The sequence below is a fragment of the Streptomyces chlorus genome, assembly GCF_042655885.1.
In the GTDB taxonomy this organism is placed as follows: Bacteria; Actinomycetota; Actinomycetes; order Streptomycetales; family Streptomycetaceae; genus Streptomyces; species Streptomyces chlorus.
Genome location: NZ_JBHSOA010000035.1, coordinates 199013 through 216781, shown reverse-complemented (window position 1 = coordinate 216781; position 17769 = coordinate 199013). Strand labels below are relative to the sequence as shown.

Annotated in this window: 19 protein-coding genes and 3 pseudogenes; 9 read left to right on the top strand and 13 right to left on the bottom strand. The window is 69.4% G+C overall.

Annotated elements, in window-relative coordinates:
* Positions 1–520: 520 nt before the first annotated feature.
* The 4 genes from ACFPZI_RS17655 to ACFPZI_RS17640 all read right to left on the bottom strand — a co-directional run bounded on the left by ACFPZI_RS17655 (position 521) and on the right by ACFPZI_RS17640 (position 5703).
* Complete coding sequence (locus ACFPZI_RS17655; protein ID WP_381364060.1) at positions 521–1390, bottom strand: hypothetical protein; 870 nt, start codon at positions 1388–1390, stop codon at positions 521–523.
* A gap of 311 nt (positions 1391–1701) precedes the next feature.
* On the bottom strand, positions 1702–2568 hold the full coding sequence (locus ACFPZI_RS17650; RefSeq protein WP_381364058.1) for an alpha/beta fold hydrolase: 867 nt from the start codon (positions 2566–2568) through the stop codon (positions 1702–1704).
* Between the two features lie 166 nt (positions 2569–2734).
* Entirely contained in the window at positions 2735–2812 is a 78-nt protein-coding gene (locus tag ACFPZI_RS17645; protein ID WP_381364114.1) for a hypothetical protein, read from the bottom strand.
* A gap of 596 nt (positions 2813–3408) precedes the next feature.
* Complete coding sequence (locus ACFPZI_RS17640) at positions 3409–5703, bottom strand: FUSC family protein (RefSeq protein WP_381364056.1); 2295 nt, start codon at positions 5701–5703, stop codon at positions 3409–3411.
* 131 nt (positions 5704–5834) lie between these two features.
* On the opposite strand from ACFPZI_RS17640, the gene ACFPZI_RS17635 reads away from it, so the two are divergent.
* Positions 5835–6158, top strand: a complete 324-nt coding sequence (locus ACFPZI_RS17635; protein WP_381364054.1) for a transposase — start codon at positions 5835–5837, stop codon at positions 6156–6158.
* Between the two features lie 79 nt (positions 6159–6237).
* Here ACFPZI_RS17635 and ACFPZI_RS17630 read toward each other — a convergent pair whose 3' ends face one another.
* Positions 6238–6429: a hypothetical protein gene (locus ACFPZI_RS17630; RefSeq protein ID WP_381364052.1), complete on the bottom strand. Its 192-nt coding sequence runs from the start codon at positions 6427–6429 to the stop codon at positions 6238–6240.
* A gap of 459 nt (positions 6430–6888) precedes the next feature.
* Here ACFPZI_RS17630 and ACFPZI_RS17625 point away from each other — a divergent pair, with 459 nt between their 5' ends.
* From ACFPZI_RS17625 to ACFPZI_RS17615, 3 genes are all read left to right on the top strand, one after another.
* A complete protein-coding gene (locus tag ACFPZI_RS17625; protein ID WP_381364050.1) occupies positions 6889–7800 on the top strand; it encodes an NmrA family NAD(P)-binding protein in 912 nt (303 codons plus the stop codon).
* A gap of 96 nt (positions 7801–7896) precedes the next feature.
* The gene (locus ACFPZI_RS17620) at positions 7897–8613 is read left to right on the top strand and encodes a helix-turn-helix domain-containing protein (RefSeq protein WP_381364048.1); all 717 of its coding nucleotides are present in this window, start codon (positions 7897–7899) and stop codon (positions 8611–8613) included.
* Positions 8574–8963: an integrase core domain-containing protein gene (locus ACFPZI_RS17615; protein WP_381364047.1), complete on the top strand. Its 390-nt coding sequence runs from the start codon at positions 8574–8576 to the stop codon at positions 8961–8963. The genes ACFPZI_RS17620 and ACFPZI_RS17615 overlap by 40 nt, the downstream gene beginning before the upstream one ends.
* Before the next feature lie 19 nt (positions 8964–8982).
* On the opposite strand, the gene ACFPZI_RS17610 is transcribed toward ACFPZI_RS17615, so the two are convergent.
* The 3 genes from ACFPZI_RS17610 to ACFPZI_RS17600 form a co-directional block, all read right to left on the bottom strand.
* Complete coding sequence (locus ACFPZI_RS17610) at positions 8983–9273, bottom strand: hypothetical protein (protein ID WP_381364045.1); 291 nt, start codon at positions 9271–9273, stop codon at positions 8983–8985.
* A 117-nt stretch (positions 9274–9390) separates the two neighbouring features.
* A complete protein-coding gene (locus ACFPZI_RS17605) occupies positions 9391–9768 on the bottom strand; it encodes a fic family toxin-antitoxin system, toxin component (RefSeq protein WP_381364043.1) in 378 nt (125 codons plus the stop codon).
* Entirely contained in the window at positions 9768–10007 is a 240-nt protein-coding gene (locus ACFPZI_RS17600) for a hypothetical protein (protein WP_381364041.1), read from the bottom strand. Before ACFPZI_RS17600 ends, ACFPZI_RS17605 begins: the two co-directional genes overlap by 1 nt.
* Positions 10008–10494: 487 nt before the next feature.
* On the opposite strand from ACFPZI_RS17600, the pseudogene ACFPZI_RS17595 reads away from it, so the two are divergent.
* Positions 10495–11213: pseudogene (locus tag ACFPZI_RS17595) on the top strand (IS6 family transposase).
* Positions 11214–11292: 79 nt separating this feature from the next.
* On the opposite strand, the pseudogene ACFPZI_RS17590 reads toward ACFPZI_RS17595, so the two are convergent.
* The 4 genes and pseudogenes from ACFPZI_RS17590 to ACFPZI_RS17575 all read right to left on the bottom strand — a co-directional run.
* A pseudogene (locus tag ACFPZI_RS17590) lies at positions 11293–11574 on the bottom strand (transposase); the annotation flags it as partial.
* A gap of 101 nt (positions 11575–11675) precedes the next feature.
* Positions 11676–12815 carry a Gfo/Idh/MocA family protein gene (locus tag ACFPZI_RS17585; RefSeq protein WP_381364039.1) on the bottom strand — a complete coding sequence of 380 codons (1140 nt, stop codon included), beginning with the start codon at positions 12813–12815 and terminating at the stop codon, positions 11676–11678.
* A gap of 294 nt (positions 12816–13109) precedes the next feature.
* Positions 13110–13364, bottom strand: a pseudogene (locus tag ACFPZI_RS17580) (IS701 family transposase); the annotation flags it as partial.
* A 40-nt stretch (positions 13365–13404) separates the two neighbouring features.
* Positions 13405–13791 carry a thiamine pyrophosphate-dependent enzyme gene (locus ACFPZI_RS17575; RefSeq protein WP_381364113.1) on the bottom strand — a complete coding sequence of 129 codons (387 nt, stop codon included), beginning with the start codon at positions 13789–13791 and terminating at the stop codon, positions 13405–13407.
* A gap of 358 nt (positions 13792–14149) precedes the next feature.
* On the opposite strand from ACFPZI_RS17575, the gene ACFPZI_RS17570 reads away from it, so the two are divergent.
* From ACFPZI_RS17570 to ACFPZI_RS17560, 3 genes are all read left to right on the top strand, one after another.
* Positions 14150–14413: an alpha-hydroxy-acid oxidizing protein gene (locus tag ACFPZI_RS17570; RefSeq protein ID WP_381364036.1), complete on the top strand. Its 264-nt coding sequence runs from the start codon at positions 14150–14152 to the stop codon at positions 14411–14413.
* A 345-nt stretch (positions 14414–14758) separates the two neighbouring features.
* Positions 14759–15733 carry an alpha/beta hydrolase gene (locus ACFPZI_RS17565; protein ID WP_381364034.1) on the top strand — a complete coding sequence of 325 codons (975 nt, stop codon included), beginning with the start codon at positions 14759–14761 and terminating at the stop codon, positions 15731–15733.
* A 12-nt stretch (positions 15734–15745) separates the two neighbouring features.
* Positions 15746–16291, top strand: coding sequence for a DUF5996 family protein (locus tag ACFPZI_RS17560; protein ID WP_381364032.1), 546 nt, complete (start codon positions 15746–15748; stop codon positions 16289–16291).
* A gap of 56 nt (positions 16292–16347) precedes the next feature.
* Here ACFPZI_RS17560 and ACFPZI_RS17555 read toward each other — a convergent pair whose 3' ends face one another.
* Positions 16348–16791 (bottom strand): VOC family protein, encoded by a 444-nt coding sequence (locus tag ACFPZI_RS17555; RefSeq protein ID WP_381364030.1) that lies wholly within the window; start codon positions 16789–16791, stop codon positions 16348–16350.
* Between the two features lie 408 nt (positions 16792–17199).
* On the opposite strand from ACFPZI_RS17555, the gene ACFPZI_RS17550 reads away from it, so the two are divergent.
* Positions 17200–17616 carry an ester cyclase gene (locus ACFPZI_RS17550; protein ID WP_381364028.1) on the top strand — a complete coding sequence of 139 codons (417 nt, stop codon included), beginning with the start codon at positions 17200–17202 and terminating at the stop codon, positions 17614–17616.
* Positions 17617–17769: the final 153 nt, after the last annotated feature.

Here is a 17769-nt window from a genome sequence, read left to right as displayed (position 1 = left end):
CCACATGTCGCCCCTGAGCGGTGCCTACGGGTTGCTGCTTCCGGTGTCGATCCCGGTTTGCCGTTCTGCAGCGCGGAGGGCTTGTTCGGCTGAACGGGTGAATGTGGGCCATGGTCGACTGACCGGCCGACATGATATTGGGGCACCCGGCATGGCGCAGGACCGGAGCCCTTCGAGTTCGTGGTGAAGTCACGGTATCGGCTTCGGGGGGCCGCTCAAGGAGCTGGCGTGCGGAGTTCGCGTAGCGGATCGCGGTCTTCTCGTCGAGTCCGAACACCTTGGCGAGGTGGGGCGGGTCGGGTCGGGGCCGTGGACGAGTGCTTCTTCGAGCTGGCGGTCACGTGGAGCCGTTCCAGCGTGACGGTCTGGCCGCGAAGCGCCGCCGAGGCGGAGACACCGCTGATCGGGCCGGTCTCCAGCGCGGTCTGCTTGTTGATCAGCAGGTGCGGGTTGGGGTGTCGGGCCGGCGTCGGCGCCGGTGTTCCAGCCAGGCACCGACGGTTCGCCGTCGCGCCTCGGGTTACAGCAGGCGTACGAGAGGAAGCGCCGCGATGTCGGGAGCGGGCCGGGAGACATACAGGTCGGTGTGGTAGTAGCCGTCCGCTTCCTTGTCTGCCGTGTGCAGTCCGTTCACAGCCAGGGCGTCGAACGCCGCGTACCGTTCGGCGCTGTCGGCGAAGCGCCGCTGCCGGAAGGTACGGGTGGGCAGTTTCTCCGTCACCAGGCCCGAGCGGGCGAGCAGATCGGCGATCGGCTGGTAGGGCACGGTGCGCAGCACGAACGCCGCGACCCACGGCGGGGTCGGCATGCAGTCGAGAAGCCTGGTGAAGGTCCGGGTGAAGACGTAGCCGACGCCGCCTGTGACGGTGATGAGGTCCGTGCCCGCCAGTGTGCGGCGCAGGGCGGGGCTCGGTTCGGTGACTTCGAGGTTCTCCGCGAAGGCGTGGTCGAGCAGGCCGACGGCGCGGGCGTATCCGACGGCCCGGGCTGCCGAGTCGATGCCTGTCGCCGTCGCGGCTTCCGGGCGGCGGCGCGCTGCGAAGAAGGTCCGGTCCTCGGCCGCGAGGTGCCGGGCCGACAGGGCGGAGAGGTGGTGGGAGGTGTACCGGGTGGACAGGTCCGCCAGAGTGACACGGTAGTTGAGGAGAGCTGTGTTGATCCCGTAGGAGCAGCACAGGTCCACCACGTTCAGTGGCGTCCGGTCGGGGTGCAGCCGGCGCAGGGCATGGGTCAGTGCCCGGAAGACGGCCTGGCCATGGTGGGGTATCTGGTAATCGAGGGATCGCAGGGTTGCGAAGTACGGGCGGGGGTCGGGACGGTCGTAGATGTCGTTGAAGTTCGCTTTGCCCCAGTCGGTATTCGCGGTGGTGTTGCTCGCTCCTGCTGCCATGGGCGGTCTCCTGACCTGCATCGGCCGGCGGGAAGGACCCGCTGGCCGCAGGGATACGGCCAGCGCCTGTGCGCTCGGCGGGCCGCGCCACGGCCCCACTCTGCCCTCTCCGGCGCCTCACGCAGATCCTCGACCCGCTCGCGAGCAACCGTTTCCCGCGCTTCCAGCAACCCCAGCATCGACGCCACCGCGCACCCTCACCGATCAGCGGAACAGAACGTCGAAACACTCCCTCACCCCGACCGAAACCATGCCTGACCAGCGAGAATCAAACGATCACGTTCGGTTGAGATACGGCTTCTCAGCACGGATCAGCGCGTTCTGGGATCGGCCGCGGCGGTCGTCGCGGTTGCGGTGGTGGCCTGGAGGATCAGGTCGGCGACGGCGTCGGGGCGGGCGATCAGGGATACGTGGCAGGTATTGATCTCCACGGTGTGGGAGTGGGCGCGCTTGGCCTCGAAGCGTTCCTGGTCCGGGTTGATGGTCATGTCCTGCCGGCCGACGAGGGCCCATGAGGGGATGTTCTTCCACGCTGCGACCTTGGCCTTCTCCGAGAAGGCGGTGGTCGCTGCAGGCCGCTGGGTAACCGCCAGCAGGTTCGCCTCACTCGCCGGCAGGCAGGCCGCGAAGACCGGATGCACTTTGTCGCGCTTGAGGTACAGGTCGGTTCCGCTGACGCCGTCGGCCTGGTACGGCACGGACGTGGTGGCGGTGCCGAGGGCGCTGGGGAACCGGGCGGACAACGACATGCCGCTCTCACCGACGTCGGGCATCAGCGCCGAGATGTACACCAGGGACTTGACTTGGGGATTTCCTGCCGCGGCCGTGCTGATCACTGCTCCGCCGTAGGAGTGGCCGGCCAACACGATGGGCCCCTTGATGCTCTTCAGCACGGAGGCGATGTAGGTGGAGTCGCTGTACAGCCCGCGCAGCGGGTTGGCCGGGGCCATGACCGTGTAGCCGCGGCGTTCGAGCCATTCGATCACTCTGTTCCAGCTCGAGCCGTCGGCGAAGGCGCCGTGCACCAGCACGATGGTGGGCTTGGCGCCGCCCGCTCCACGGTCCGCGAGGGCCGGGGTCGCCGGGGCCGTGCACAGGGCGGCGACGGCGCACCCCGCCGCCGTGACGTGGAGACGTCGTGTGCGGCGTCGTATGCCATGGACCGCAGATGCCGCCATGCTGTACTCCCTTTCCACCGGGGGCATGGCACATCAGCGTTCACGCATCGATGCCGTCACGCCCGCCCATCCAGTGCAATCGGGTGAAAAAGAGACAGAACCCGGCTATCCAGGCAGCCGAGTGCAGCGTCGGGCCGGTAGGGCCCGCGCGCGTCGACGCCTTCGGTCAGCGCCTGCAGGGCGACGTCTCGCGGTACGCCTTTCCAGGGCGTTTGCCGGCCATGTGGCAGCCTCCGACGTGCACAGCGGCGGGCGGTGAGCCGCGGTTGAGGCCGCTTTCGAGGATCCAGTCGGGTATGGGCGGCCGGGTCTGCTCTCTCCGCTGCCGCTCCTGCTTGCGGCGTTCGGCTGTGGCGATCTGCTGCCGTACCTGTTCGAGGGTGAGGACGAGTCAGGTCTCCAGGGTGCGGAGGCGGGGCAGGTCAGGTGGCAGATCGGTCTCATGTTCGACTCTGTGTTCGGGGTGGAAGACTGCAATCCAGGGGGCCGGAGATGCTGCACCGCCTCGCCGTGGACCCGGCCGACCTGACCCCGGCGCCACCCCGTCAGGTCCACCGGGAGGCAGCAGCCCGTGCCGGGCCGTGCGGCGGGCATTATCAGACATCCCCGGCTACGGCCGCCGATGGCTCCCATGCGTCCGTTGCCGGAGCGCCTGCGCAGGGGGACAGGGGCAAGCCGATGTGGTCCCTCATGAACAGCACGCTCATCTCCGGCGCGCACGACGCCGTCCTGGTAGACACGACCGTCACCTTCGGCCAGGCTGGCCGATTGGGCCGAGGGCCACTCCGCCCGTCAGGCCCTGGCCAAGCGCGACTGAGTGGGTTGTCGGCACCTGCGGAGTCAAACTGATCCCATCACGGCACCGCGCGCGTCGGCGTGACCGGCGGCCGCCGCGATGGGCGACTGGAGCCGCCGCACTGCTTCCAGATGGTCGCCGGTCCAGATGATGCGGATGCCGGTCCCCGTCGCCCGCCCGTCCGCATCACGCAGGTCCCGGCGGACCGCCTCGACCAGCCGGGCGCTGTGCTCCCGGTCGGACTCCAGAGGCTCCGGCACCGGCCCTTCGCTCTCCAGCCCCTCGGCCAGACTCTCGTACCACCGGAAGACCCGTTCCGCCATGACCAGCAGCTCCTTCTGCGCGGCGGCGCGGTCCTCGCGCGGCCGGCCGCCCGGGGCCCGCCGCCACAGCTCCAGGACCGCGTCGGCGGCCAGACGGAGCCCTACGACACCGGTGATCAGAGTCGTCGTCTGGCACAACGAGACGTCCTTCGCTCCGCGCTCGGCCAGGTAGGTCCTGAAGGTGTCGTCCAGTCGGCGCGCCGCGGCCGCCGCCCGGCGGCCCTCCTGCGGGCGCTCGATGGTTTCGGGCCTGAAAGTACAGCAGGACACCGCATAGCCCACTGCCCCGAGCACATAGCGCGCGCTGTCGACATACGCCTCCGCCAACGCCCTGGCGAGGGCGGCGGACGCGCCGCGCGGCCAGAAGAGCAGGCCGACGACCAGGCTCACCGCACAGCCGAGCGCGATGTCCTCGATACGGAACAGGATGACCGACAGGTCTGCTGGCTGGGCGATGTCGAACAGGATTACCAGGGTAAGCGTGAAGGCCGCCTGCCCGGCGGCGAACGAGATCGCGGCCGGGACGACGCCCGCGGCCATCACTGCGACGGGCAGCAGGATCCACAGCACGGTCGTGTTGTGCCCGATGAGCTGGAGCAGACCGGCGCCCAGGATCGAGCCGGCCAGGGTGCCGCCGAGGGCGCGGAAGACGTTCTGCCCGGTGCTGAGAGCGTTGGAACGCAGCACCGCCAGGGTGCCCAGCGTGATCCAGAAGCCGTGCTGGACGCCGGTCACGTCGGCCAGCGCGATGCCGATGCCCAGGCCGATGGCGCCGCGGATGCTGTTGTGCAGCCATACGGAGTGCGGCTCGACATGTGCGGCGGCGCGTTCCGTGGCGCTGGTCAGGCGACCAGTCGGGGATCCGGGCTCGCGGCCGAGCAGGCGGTCCGGCCAGCTGCGGTGATCGGCGGTCCGGGCGATGTCGACGTTCCGGGCGATCTGCAGGACGACGAAGGCCACCTCCTGAGCCCGGAAGGTGACGTCGAGGCTGTCGACCAAGGTGTCGAGGCCACGCCTGTCACCGGAGCCGCCGTCCGGCATCGGCAGCCGGTTGACTGCCCCGTCCTCCAGCGCGGTCAATGCCTGACGGAGTTCCTCCACCCCGGCGCGCAGGCGGTCCGGCGTGATGCGCGGGTCATCGAGCATCTCCGCCGCCAGTTCCAGTACGGCGGCAGCGGCCCTGCGCACCACCGATGACTGCCGGGTGCCCGTCGAACCGTCCTCGACGGCGGGGGCGGCCTCCGCGAGGATCGCGCTCAGCCAGGTCAGCTCGTCGACCAGGCGGACCAGTGCCCGGGACCCGGTGGACAGGCTGGTGGGCCGGTAGGGGGTGGCGGTGAACGCCTGCTGCAGCTTCTGTGTGCTCGACCTGGTCTCCTGGGCGCAGGCACGACACTCCCCGAAGGCGGGGCCGGCGGCACGGCCCGTGAAGTAGTCCGCATCGGTGCACAACTGCACCGCCGCAGCCCGGCAGACCCGAGCCGCCGGCGCGCTGAGCGGATCGGCCTGCGTCCTCGGCCCCAACAGCCGGACCACGATCACGGACGTCCCGGCCGCCAGCACCACGCCGATCAGCCGGTCGGGCAGCTGGGCCAGGGGAGCGGGCGCAGATACCGGCAGGATGAACGCCAACAGCAGCGACGTCGTGGTGCCGGCCAGGACCGAGCTGACCACGCCCGAGAAGAGCACGACGAAGCCCACCACCAGCGTTGCAGCAGTCGCGATCCAGACCGGCCGCGACGCGAGGGTGCCCAGTGAGACCAGCACCAGCCAGGCCGCGCCGAGCGCCGCATGCGCACGCAGCCGCTGCACCACGGGGCCGGTGTATTCGACCAGCAAGAGCATCGCGAACGCGCCGAACGCGGCGAAGGTGCCCGTGACCGGCGCGTGGAAGACCTGGGTGCACAGCGCGAAGAGGGACGGCATCACCACCGCGGTCCTGGCCGCCCGCCGCATGGCGGCAAGGCCCGGATCCCGGCGGCGCAGCCACGCGGTGAACTGACGCATCTGAATCATCGCAATCCTCCTCGGCGAGGTGGTGGCACGGCAACCAAGCAGTGTCTTCCATCCATCCTGAGCCGCGATGCACCGCAGTAGGGCAAGAACCTCGGGGCGACGCCACAGGCAGCGGCCACGGAGTGTCCGTCTTGACAGACGGACAGGGCGCCGGCGGCAGAGTCGTAAATGAGACGGGTGCCGTTGTCGGCCATCTGCTGGACAAGGAACGCCGCAGGACGGGAGATGCGCCGGCATCCGGCAGGAACCGGACCAGCTCCCCGGAGACGGACGGGATGTCGACGAGCAGCCGAAGCCGGCAGCAGACATTCGGCTGCCCGACCGAGGTGCAGTCCAGGGTCGTCTACAAGATCCGTACCGGGATCTCCTGGCGCGACCTGCCGGAACGCTACGGGCCGTGGCAGACGGTGTACACCCGCTTCCGCCGCTATGCCTTGGACGGCGTGTTCACCTGAGGGCGCTGTCACGTTGTTGGGTGTGTGAGTGTCTGATGGCGCCGTCGGGGCGTGATGGGCTTGCGCTTCGGACCTGAGGTCAGGCCGTGGTGGACCGGTCGACAGCGCCGGTGATCTGGTCCCGGACGGCGAAGCGAACGGTCATCTCGGCTAGGTCTCCGCAGTCTGCGGCCACCCGCCTGCGTCCTGCGGAACACTCCCGCGTCGGCGGGGAGGGCAGCTTGCAGTACCGCTGCGCATCCTTGGCCATCGGCACGATCGCCGCGGCCATCGACGGTCCCGTTCTGGGAGTGATTCCCGCCCCGGTCATTCCACTCATGCCGGCCCTGACCCTGCCGGCAACCGCGGCCGCCTTCACCACCAAGCTGCTCGGCACCCACCTCAGCCCCGCCGGACTTCCCGTCGCCACCTCCTGCTGCTCACCGTCGGCAACGCCACCAGCGGTGTCACGATCGGCGCCGACCTGCTGCCCTCCGCGGCCCGAGCCGTCTCCGCGCTGCTGCCCCCGGCGCCGCCGTTCGCATCATCACCGATCTGAGCTACTTCGACGGCGCGCATGCAGCAGGCCCCGTTGTCACACTGGCGCTGTGGGCCGTCGGCGCCGCGCTGCTGCTCGGCCTGTGTGGCAGTCCACCGCGGCGGCGCACGACGACCGCCGCCTGACGCGTGCACCCGAGCTGCACCAGCTGCTCCCGCTCCGCTACTCAGCTACTCCCGAGGAGATCGACCAATGGCTGCCAGCAACCTTGTTCTCATCGCCAACGCCGGTGGCGTCGGCCGTACGGTCCTCGAGCAGTTGCGCGGGCAAGACGTGCCGGTACGTGCCTTGGTTCACCACGACGACGATCGTGCGGCCGGGTTGCGGGTGTTCGGCGCGGAAGTCGTCGTCGGCGATCTGACCCGACCCGAATCAGTCGCGGCCGCGCTGCAGGGCGTCCGGCGGGTGTACTTCGCCCTGCCGGTATCGCCGGACCACCTGCTGGCGACGACCGTGATGGCCAGCCTGGCACGCGAGCACCGGGAACTGGACGCTCTGGTGGACATGTCGCAGATGACGGTGTCCCAGATGACCTCCACCAGCACCACGGAGTCCCACCAGCAGCGGCTGCACTGGCTGGCGGAACAGGTCCTGAACTGGTCGGGCCTGCCAGTGGTGCACATCCGGCCGACGTCGTTCCTGGACAACCCGCTGTTCACCTCGCTGGCGGCACAATCCATCCGGAAAAACGGAACGATCGAGCTGCCGTTCGGGACCGGGCGCACGTCGCCGGTCGCCGTGGACGACGTCGCCCGGGTGGTCTCCACTGTGCTGCGCGAGCCGGCCCCGCATATCGGTAACGTCTACGAGCTGACGGGGCCCCGCACGGTCAACATGAACGAGATGGCCGAAGAGTACTCACGGGCGTTGGGACGTCCGGTGTCCTACGTGGATGTGCCGCTGGAGTGGTGGCGAACCGAGGTGCTCGCCAAGGTGGGCCTGCCGCCGCACACCGAAGAGCACATCGCCACCATGGCCCGGCTGCACCGCGAGAACCGCTACGACCGTGCGTCCGACGACGTCGAGCGTGTGACGGGCGTACCCGCCCAGACGATCGAGGCGTTCGTGGCCGCCCACCAAGACTTCTACCTAGAAGACTCATGAAGATCTTGCGGAGGGGCCCGTAGTGCTCCAAAACTGCTTCACCGCTGCTGACCTCGGGCGACGTGCTCGTGAAGCGGTCGGGCATGATCGCTCATCGTGCTCGTACGGATGGTCTACTTGCTCGCCACACGGATCTTCACCTGGCTCGCTCTGCTGTGCCGATCTACTGCGGCCAAGAACGCGGAGGTCCTGATCCTGCGGCACGAGGTCGCGGTGTTGCGCCGCCAGGTCGCCGCGCCGAAGCCCACCTGGCCGGACCGGGCGCTGCTGACCGTGCTTGCCCGGCTCCAGCCCCGGGCACTGCGCGGCCACCGGATCGTCACCCCACGCACCCTGCTCGCCTGGCACCAGCGCCTGATCAAGAACAAGTGGACCCAGCCGCCCGCCCCGGGCCGCCCGCCGCTGTCCGACGAGCTCCGCCACCTGATCATCCGGCTCGGCAACGAGAACCCGCGGTGGGGTGCATGCCGCGTCCACGGCGAACTGCGCCGCCTTGGACACAGGATCAGCGCTGCCACCGTCCGCCGCATCCTGCGCGCTGCCGGCATCGGCCCGGCACCGCGCCGTCATCCGGCACGCCGCGAATGGGCTGCCTTCCTCAAGGCCCAGACCAGCGGCCTGCTCGCCACCGACTTCTTCCATGTGGACACCGTCGGCCCGCAGCGGCTGTACGCCCTGTTCGTGATGGAGGTACGCACCCGCACCGTGCACATCCTCGGCGTCACCGCCCACCCCACAGCGGCATGGGCCACGCAGCAGGCCCGCCAACTGGTGTGGCAGCTCGGCGACGTGCCGCCGACTTCCCTCACCTGATCCGCGACCGCGACGCGAAGTTCACCGCAGCCTTCGACGCAGTCCTCGCCGGCGAGGGCATCACCGTGACCAAGATCCCTCCCAGGAGCCCCAACGGCACCCCGCACGCAGAGCGGTTCATCCGCTCCGCGCGGCAGGAGTGTACCGACCGGGTCCTGATCTTCGACCGTGGCCACGCCGAGAAGGTCCTCCACGACTACGCCCGTCACTTCAACGCGCACCGGCCCCACCAAGGCCGAAACCAGCTCGCACCCCTCGACGACCCCAACGTCATCCCCCTGCCGGCAGCTCGGATCGAACGCCGACAAGCCGTCGCTGGCCTGATCAACGAGTACCGTCGAGCAGACTGACCACCTGACAAACCCCAGCTCACAGCCAGAGAAGCCAATTTGAAGCACTACGGTCTTTTTGCCCGAGTGAGAAGAAGGCCTCGTCCAGCACCTTGAAGTCGTCCGGCAGCGATGTCCTGGCCGGCGCTGTCATGCCGAACCGGCCGATCTTGACCGAGCCGATGTCCTTGATCTCGCCGCGTGCGTCGGCATAAAGCAGGTAGAACGTCGTCTTGAAGTGGTAGTCGTCCCAGTTGTCCCGGACCAGGAGTGCTTCTCCTGGTCGCGGGTAGTCAGGCCACGCACGGGCGGGCAGGACAGTGAACTGCACGGTTCCTCCGGAGGGCACCTTGACGTGCAACCGGGCACATCAGCACACGGGCATAACCCCCTGCGCGGCCGGCGCCGTTTCCCGGCGTCCCGGGAAACGGCGCCGGCCCTGCGGGCGTCAGGTGGCGGTGGGCCAGCTCCGCAGCAGGGCGGCGATCTTCCCGGCGGTGCAGGCCGGGTCCAGGAGCAGGTTCTTGAGGGCGAGGGCGTCCTCGCGGGCGGGTTTGACGGTGATCCCGGCTGCCTCGAGGTACATGACGCCGGTGGCGGCGGCGACGGCGAGGTTGGAGCGCTCCAGCCAGCGGCAGCGGCCCAGGGTGTGCACCAGGGCGGCGGCTTTGGCGTAGGGGCCGTCGTAGACGGGCTGCTCGAACAGTTCGGCCCGGTGGCGGGCGACCGCCGAGACCGGGACGCCGTAGTCGTCGGGGGCCGGGTCGTTCACGCCGGCGGCTTCGGCGACCTGCAGGATCCAGGGGACGTCGATGTGCAGGTCCATCAGGCGGCGCGCGCTCCCTGAGGCGTGTGCTGGGCGTCTTCGGCTTCGTCGAAGAGTGCCTGGTGTTCGGCCAGGAAGCGGGCGGCGGCGTCCACCGCGCGGGCGCGCAGGCCGCTGGCGTCGTCCTGGACCAGGCGGGCGAGGTAGTCGCCGATACTCAGTCCCAGGTCGGCGGCGCGTTTCTTCGCGAGTTCCGCGACGTCCTCGTCCACGCGCGCGCCCAGTTGTGTCTTCGCCATACCCGCATGGTAACAGCTGTTACCGCTCTGATCCGGGCGGCCGTGCCGGAGCGGCGGTCCCGCGCGTCCTCGTCCGAGGGAAAGGACCCGCACTCACGAAGGTGCATCCGGTCCTCTCTGGCCTCTGACCTGCGACCTCGAGTTGAGCGGATACTCAGTCCCGCCCGGCGGGACGATGGTCGGAGGCGGCTGACCACCGGTCCCGGCGGCCGGGACGCCTCCGCGTCCCGGCAGGACGGTCGGGGGCCGTTCGGCGTCTGCCGCAAGCACTCGCGGGCGGTGCCGCAGGCCGCCGGATACAGGGTGGTCGCCGTGTCCGTGTGCCAGCCCTGGCCGCCGTGCCAGCGCCGGGCGAAGTCGGCGACGCGGTGGGCGAGGACGTCGCGGCGTGGAAGGGGGTTCTGTCCTGCGCGGGCGCAGGGGCACTGTCACGTTGACTGACCGGGTGGGATGATCTTCTGGTTGGTCATGCTGGGAGGGGCCGTCCGTGGACAGCGTGCCGCCGTCGTACAAGGGGCACCGGTACCCGGTCGAGATCATCGCGCACTGCGTGTGGCTGTACCACCGCTTCCCGCTGTCGTTCCGCGAGGTCGAGGAGCTGATGCTCGAGCGTGGTGTGACCGTCTCGTACGAGACCGTCCGGCGCTGGTGCGCCAAGTTCGGGCAGGCCTACACCAACGGCCTGCGCCGCCGGCGGCCCCGGCCCGGAGACAAGTGGCACCTGGACGAGGCCTTCATCAAGATCAACGACGAGCGGAAGTACCTGTGGCGGGCCGTCGACGCCGACGGCACCGTCCTGGACATCCTCGTACAGTCCCGCAGGGACAAGGCCGCGGCCCGGCGCTTCTTCCGCAGGCTGCTGAAGACGACCCGCACGGTGCCACGGGTGATCGTCACCGACAAGCTCCGCTCCTACGGCGCGGCCCACCGCGAGGTCATGCCTTCCGTCGAGCACCGCTCGCACAAGGGCCTGACCAACCGGGCCGAGAACAGTCATCAGCCCACCCGGCAGCGTGAACGCGCGATGAAGGGCTTCCGCAGCGTCGGCGGAGCCCAGCGGTTCCTGTCCGCGTTCAGCGGCATCTCACCCCACTTCCGGCCCCGCCGCCACCTGATGACCGCCCCGGCTACCGAGCCGAGATGACCATCCGCTTCGCGATCTGGGACCAGATCACCGGCGCCGCCGGCCAGCCCGCCGAGGCCTGAGCACCGGCCCGGAACCCGGCCCCCACCACGCCCCGACGCGCCGTCAGAGACCCACGCACCCAACAACGTGACAGCACCAGCGCAGAAGTTCCTGGATCCGCTGGTCGAGCCCGTCCTTGCGCCACAGCGTGAAGTAGTAGAACACCGCCGACCAGGCCGGCAGGTCATGGGGTAGATAGCGCCACTGGCAGCCGGTCCGGTTCTGGTAGAAGATCGCGTTCACGACCTCCCGGAGAGCACAGGTCCCGGGGTCTCCCGTCGCCGACCGCTTCACCCGGTCCTGTTTCCAGGCCGTGATCATCGGCTCGATCAATGCCCACTGCTCGTCCGATAAGTCGCTCGGATACGGCTCACGCTCCATGCCGACATCCGAGCATGCACATGCCCAATCGCTGCCCCGAACGGCAACCAGTCACACGAACGAGCGATCACGAACCCAGAGAGATGGGACTTAACGCCCTCTCAGAGCGTGACCTGCTGGCCGGTCCGTGCCGCGTCCCGGACCTGGTCCAGCATGCGGTGCCGCCGGACGGCGTGCAGGAAGTCGGGCACGCCCTCCGTGTCCGGCGCAAGGCTTCCTTTGATCTGCTCACGCAGAAGCGCGTACTGGTGGGCGACGTGGTAGGCGGGCTCGCCGGATCGCCCAATCCACTGCGTCAGCGACCGCTCGTAGCGGACGGGAACCGGAAGTTCGGTCAACGTGCCATCGTTGCCTCGGGCGCCGTACAGCCGCAGACGCCCCGACCACCACTGGGCCTGATCGGCCTTGACGACGAGATCGCCCTTTGTGCCGTTGATCTCCCAGTGGAACGCGGTGGCGCGGGACGTGCCGCCGCGGAAGTGCACCGCGGCCACGGCCCCCGATCGAAGCAGACCGGCGACGGCGATCTGGTCCTCGGCACTCTTGGCCGCGACCGCCCCGCTCGTCACATGGGTGACCTCGGGACGCAGGTTCTCGATATGAGCCGACACCTTGCGAAACTCCCCGAGCACCATGGCCAGCGCGTCGACCGAGTGCCCGAAGGGAATCGACAGCAACGTGGCACCGCTCCTGGCGTCCAGCAGGTACGCATGGCTGTCGTCATACGTGGCGCCCCAGCGGTCGCCCGACCCGGGCATGCTGGTCGACAGCACCCGCCCCACGTAGCCCCCGGCGACCAGGTCCCGCAGATACCGAAGCGGCGGAGCCGACCGGGCCTGCAGGCCGACGGCCGTCAGCACCCCCCGGCGGTGAGCACGGGCGGCCAGTTCCTCGGCCTGCGCGAGATCGGCACCGAGCGGCCACTCACTGAACACCGTCTTCCCTGCCCCGATCGCAGGGCGGACGAGTTCCAGGTGCTGCGGAACCCTCACCGTCACGACCACGAGATCGACTTCCTCACAGCGAGCCAGGTCCTCTGCGCTGCTGAAGGTCAGCGGTACCGCGTACTTCTCGCCGGCCGCACGTGCCGACTCGGTGCTGCTGGCGCTCAGGGCCCGCACCTCGTATCCGTCGAGCCCCGCAAGGGCCGGCACATGGGCGGTGGCCGCCCACCCGCCGCTCGCGCTCAGACCTACGACACCGACGCGAGTCGGCTCCTGATGAGGGGAAGTCGAGATCATGTGTACGCCCTGCGGGCTCCCGTCTCGGCGGGCTCGGCCGCGTCCACCGCGCCCCTGGCAATCCCCAGCTGCCAGGCCATAGCCCGCGCCGACAAACCCTCAGCCCGGTACAACCGACGGATCTCAGCCCAGTCCTGCACGTGGATCACCTCTCCTCCTGACTCCGTCAGAATGATCAAAAGATCGCAGACCGGCCCGCTCTTGATCCGCCGCCCGTGGCCCACATTTCACCCGGTGCCGACAGCAGATGAACAGGTGGCGATGGCCGCCGGTGCCGGTCTGGACCCAGGTTCAGTCGTAGTAGCGCGGCCCCTTCGCGCCCGGGCCGGCGCTTTGCCGGTGCCGGGCCGCGTCGGACAGGCGGCCTGCGAGGATGCCCGCGCGGATCGGAGTGCGGCGGCCATTGACCGGTGCCCGTGTGGAGCAGGCAACGGCAAGGACGTAGCCGATGCCGCGCGTCTCCAGGGCAGTCCTCAGCCCGGGGCCCTGGCCGTAGGCTTCACAGCCGGTCACCCACGACGAGGTGATCCCGCCGTCCGGTGCGGCGGCTGGCACTGGCGTCGTAGAGACGCGCATGCTGTCAAGCCGGTCAGATCTGGACACCGGGCCGGTGCTGCGGCCCGCGAGGGCCGTAGTCGATGTCCGCCATGAGGTGCCCGGATTCAATGGCAGTCGGCGGGGCGTCGTACTTGTCCATGATCGCCTCGATGAAGACCAGGCTGTCGTGCGGTGCTGCCAGCGCGTCCTTCAGCTCGGCTGCGGTCTTCACGACAGCTGTCCGGGCGTTCGTCCCCGGATGGAGGACCTTCGGCAGGTCGGCATACGCCCAGTTGGCGATGTCGTTGAAGCCTCCGTCCCTGCCGCAGATGGTTCGCTCGATGGTGTAGCCGCCGTTGTTGATCAGGAAGATGACGGGCTTGAGGTCGTGCCTGAGCATCGTCGACACCTCCTGCGCCGTGAGCTGGAAGTTCCGTATCGTTTATGCGGCAGGGGCGAGGCAAGCGCAAACGGAATCCTCACTCTCCGTAATCACGCTCGCCCCGGCGGGCACCGGCACCCAGCTGCGATGGTTTCCTGCATTCGAGCCGTTCTTGCGGCAGGAATCCTGCGTCCTGACGGCCCCGCGAAGCCCGGACTTCCACTGTGGGATCCGGGCCCCACACCGGGCGGGCCGTGGCCGGAAGGCCGGATCATGACCTACGCCAACCATCAGAACGAGATCTGCTTCGACGGACCGCGCGGCGTGGTGCCCAGCCTGCTGATGACCTCCGACGATCCGGAGCCGCCGACCGAGGCGGCGATGCCGCCCGCGGTGCGCTCCTACGTGGTCGGCGGTGCGGGCAACGAGTACCCAGCGGGCCAACGTCACCGCGTTCGAGCAGTGGGGCCTCATCCCGCGCATAATGGTCAGCCCCACCCAGCGCGACCTGTCCGTCGACCTGTTCGGGATGCGCCTGCCCACACCGCTGCTCACGGCCCCGGTCGGCGTGCTCGGTCTGTGCCCCCGAAACGGCCACGGCAACCTCGCCGCCGCCCACCCCGAACCGAGCCGGCCATCCGGCGGGCGCCGCCGCAGGTCCGGGAGCGTGGGTCAGTAACGAGCCATCGGTCTGCTGGACTTGATCGCCACGATCAGTTGCGCCGGCCCGGCCTGCTCTCGCCTCAGCGGGTGGCCGGTGGTTCGCGCACCAACGCTGACGCCGCGCGGTCGAGTACGAGGCCGAAGGCCGAGATCCTGGCGTCGGCCGGGCGCTCCGAAGTCGATGGGTGCACGAGGTGCGATTACCATGGGCGCATGAGCCCATGGGGCTTGAATGAGGGCCTTGAACCTTGAACAAGGACTCACGCCCAGGGCCCGGGCGTTCAGTGGCGCCGGCGCTTGCCGGCCGGACGCCTTACGCCGTCTCACCATGCGCTTCTCAGCATCGTCAGGGAGCATTGTCATGGCTGCTCAGTCCGCCTCAATCGTCCTGGAGCGCCCGGCGCAGGAGTTCGCCGACGCGACCTCGAAGCATCCCTTCCTGTACGAGATGGGGCCCGCCGAAGCGCGCAAGGTCCTCGACGACCTTCAAGCCGCGCCGGTCGACAAGCTGCCGGCCGACGAGGAGTGGATCACCATACCGGCCGTGGTGGGCGACGTGCGGGTGCGCATCGTCACACCGCAGGGCGTCACCGGAACGCTGCCCGTCGTGCTGTACATGCACGGCGGCGGCTGGGTACTGGGCAACGCCGGCACCCACGACCGGCTGGTGCGGGAGCTGGCGGTCGGCGCCCGTACAGCCGTGGCCTTCGTGGAGTACACGCCCTCGCCGGAGGCGCACTACCCCGTGGCCATCGAACAGGGCTACGCCACCGCGCAGTGGATCACGCGTGAGGGAGCGTCCAAGGGGCTGGACGCCCAGCGCATGGCGGTGGCCGGCGAGTCGGTCGGCGGGAACATGACCGCGGCGCTCGCCCTGATGGCCGAGGAGCGCGGCGACGTCAGGTTCGTCCACCAGTCGATGTACTACCCGGTCACGGACGCGGCGATGGACACCGACTCCTACGACCAGTTCGCCACCGGCTACTACCTCAGCCGAAAGCTGATGGAGTGGTTCTGGGACGCCTACACCACCGACCCCAAACAGCGCGCGGAGATCACCGCATCCCCCAACCGGGCCGCACCCGAACAGCTCGCCGGCCTGCCACCCGCCCTGCTGCTCGTCGACGAGGCCGACGTGCTACGCGACGAGGGCGAGGCGTACGCCGCCAAGCTCCGCGCCGCCGGCGTCCCGGTCACCACGGTGCGCTACGACGGCACGGTGCACGACTTCATGATGATCAACTCGCTCAGCCAGTCCAAGGCCACCCGAGCGGCCATCGACCAGGCCGTCACATTCCTGCGCGACGCCCTCGGAACAGATCCCGGAACGGCTTAGGAGAGCGGGCTTGTGACCGGCGAGGGCCCTCGGGCAGCCGGTCGTCCGGCGGCGGTGGCAGCAACAGGACCGGATGCAGGTCGAAGGTCAGGAATCGTCTGTCCAACCCGGCCGGACGAGGCGTGGCTGCCGCTTCGGCGTCGTACTCGGCGACGATCCGCAGCTTGTATCCGCGGAGAACGCCCGCCGCTTCGGGCGGTGCGCCGGATCCGATCCGCAGCCACGGGGGGGTCGTGCCGGCCATGCCGGGGTTACTCCTGTCTGTCTCGCCCTTCCAGCCCAACCCGGCAAAGCGGGCGTCTCGGCCAAGGCTGTCGGAGCGGGCTCCGGCCCGCGGCGGCACACTGGAGCGCCCGGAACAACAGCCACCTGGTCGTACTGCGGTACGACGAGGTCCGCACCGAGGCCGACCCGCGTGCCGCCGTGCTCGCCTTCTACGAAAGCGCGTACCGGGCCGGTGCCCGACGCGCCGGATGGCAGATCGAGCGGATGGCATGCCCGGGCGGGGCGACGGACCCGCACCTGCGGCTCCCCGGGCCCGATCCCGCTTCCGGCTGAGGCCCGGCAGCAGCCGCGAATCCCGCGCCGGCGTGGCCACCCGGGCACCGCCCCGTTCAGATGTCGGTGCGCGCCAGCTCGCCCCTGAGCAGGCCCGTCGCCTGACCCACCTCGATGAGGTAGCCGTCCGGATCGCGCAGATAGCAGCGCAACTCGGCGCGACGGTCGACGGGCGGGGTGAGGAACTCCGCTCCCTTCGCGACGGCCGTGTCGTAGAAGCGGTGAATGTCGGCCACCCGCACATTCAGAAAGCTGGAGGCGGTGTGGGGGTCGTCCGGCGGGCGCAGTACGACGTCGGGCTTGTCGTCGGTGGGACCGCCGCCGGGGTTCAGGATGATCCAGCCGTTGGCGACCTTGATGATGCAGGGGTTCTCCTCCAGCACCACCGTTCCCCCCAGCACGTCGGCGTAGAACGCCCGGGAGCGCGGCACATCGGAGACGGTGAAGAAGTGTGTGAGCACCAGCCCCTCGGCCGGCGCAGGAAGATCGTTCGGATTCATCCGCCGCTCCCGCTCGGGATCGGCGGCAAGGGAGGCCGTGCGGCGGACCGGAGCCGCGCCGGGCAACCGCCGACCGCAGGTGCATTTGTGTAGTTGGACATACGCCGAGAGTAAGGTCCGGCCGGCCGCGCGGCACCCGCACGCCGGCCTGGCCTCCTTCCCGCGCCCCGGGTTGAGATATCCACCACGACGCGGACGACGTCGTGGGCGCGAGCACGGCCGTTGCCCAGACGCCAGGGGCGCGCCGGCCCGTCCCGCCGGCGAGACAGGAAGAGCAGCTGCTTTGGAGGCCTGCCGCGTAGACATGCTGGGAGCGTATGGCTGGGGTACGGTCCGAATACGGCGTAGGTGCGTGGACTTCGCAGCCGACGGACAGGCCGGTGGCCGGCACGCGCCCGAGGAGTGCCTATGTCTCAGCAGACAAACATCGCCGCACAGACTGCTTTCGGAGAGGCCGTCGTCACCGGCAACCTCGACGCCCTCGACGAGATCGTCGCACCCGACTCGATCGATCATGACCCCGCCCCAGGACAGGTGCCGGGACCCGAAGGGTACAAGGCCATGTTCGGCGAGTTGCGAGCAGCCTTTCCCGACTTGCACGTCGAGGTGGAGCATCTGGTGGCTACCGACGACGAGTTGGCCTTCGCCTACACCATCACCGGGACGCATCTGGGAACACTGATGGGGCAACCGGCGACCGGCAAGAAGGTGAGCTACCGAGGCATGCAGATCAGCCGCTTCGACAGCGACGGCAAGCTCGTCGAACGCTGGGGAAGCAGCGACGAACTTGGTATGCTCCGTCAACTCGGCCTCGCCGAGGTGTGACCCCGCCGAGCGGGCGTTCCCGACGATACCGAGACCGACCAGCCCGCAGGCGGTCGGCCCCTTTCGCGTCTGCTCGGCGAACCGACGAAGACTTTGGATCTTCTACTTGAGGTATCTTGCCCTGCGCCAGTTCCGCGGGCACACGAACACCTC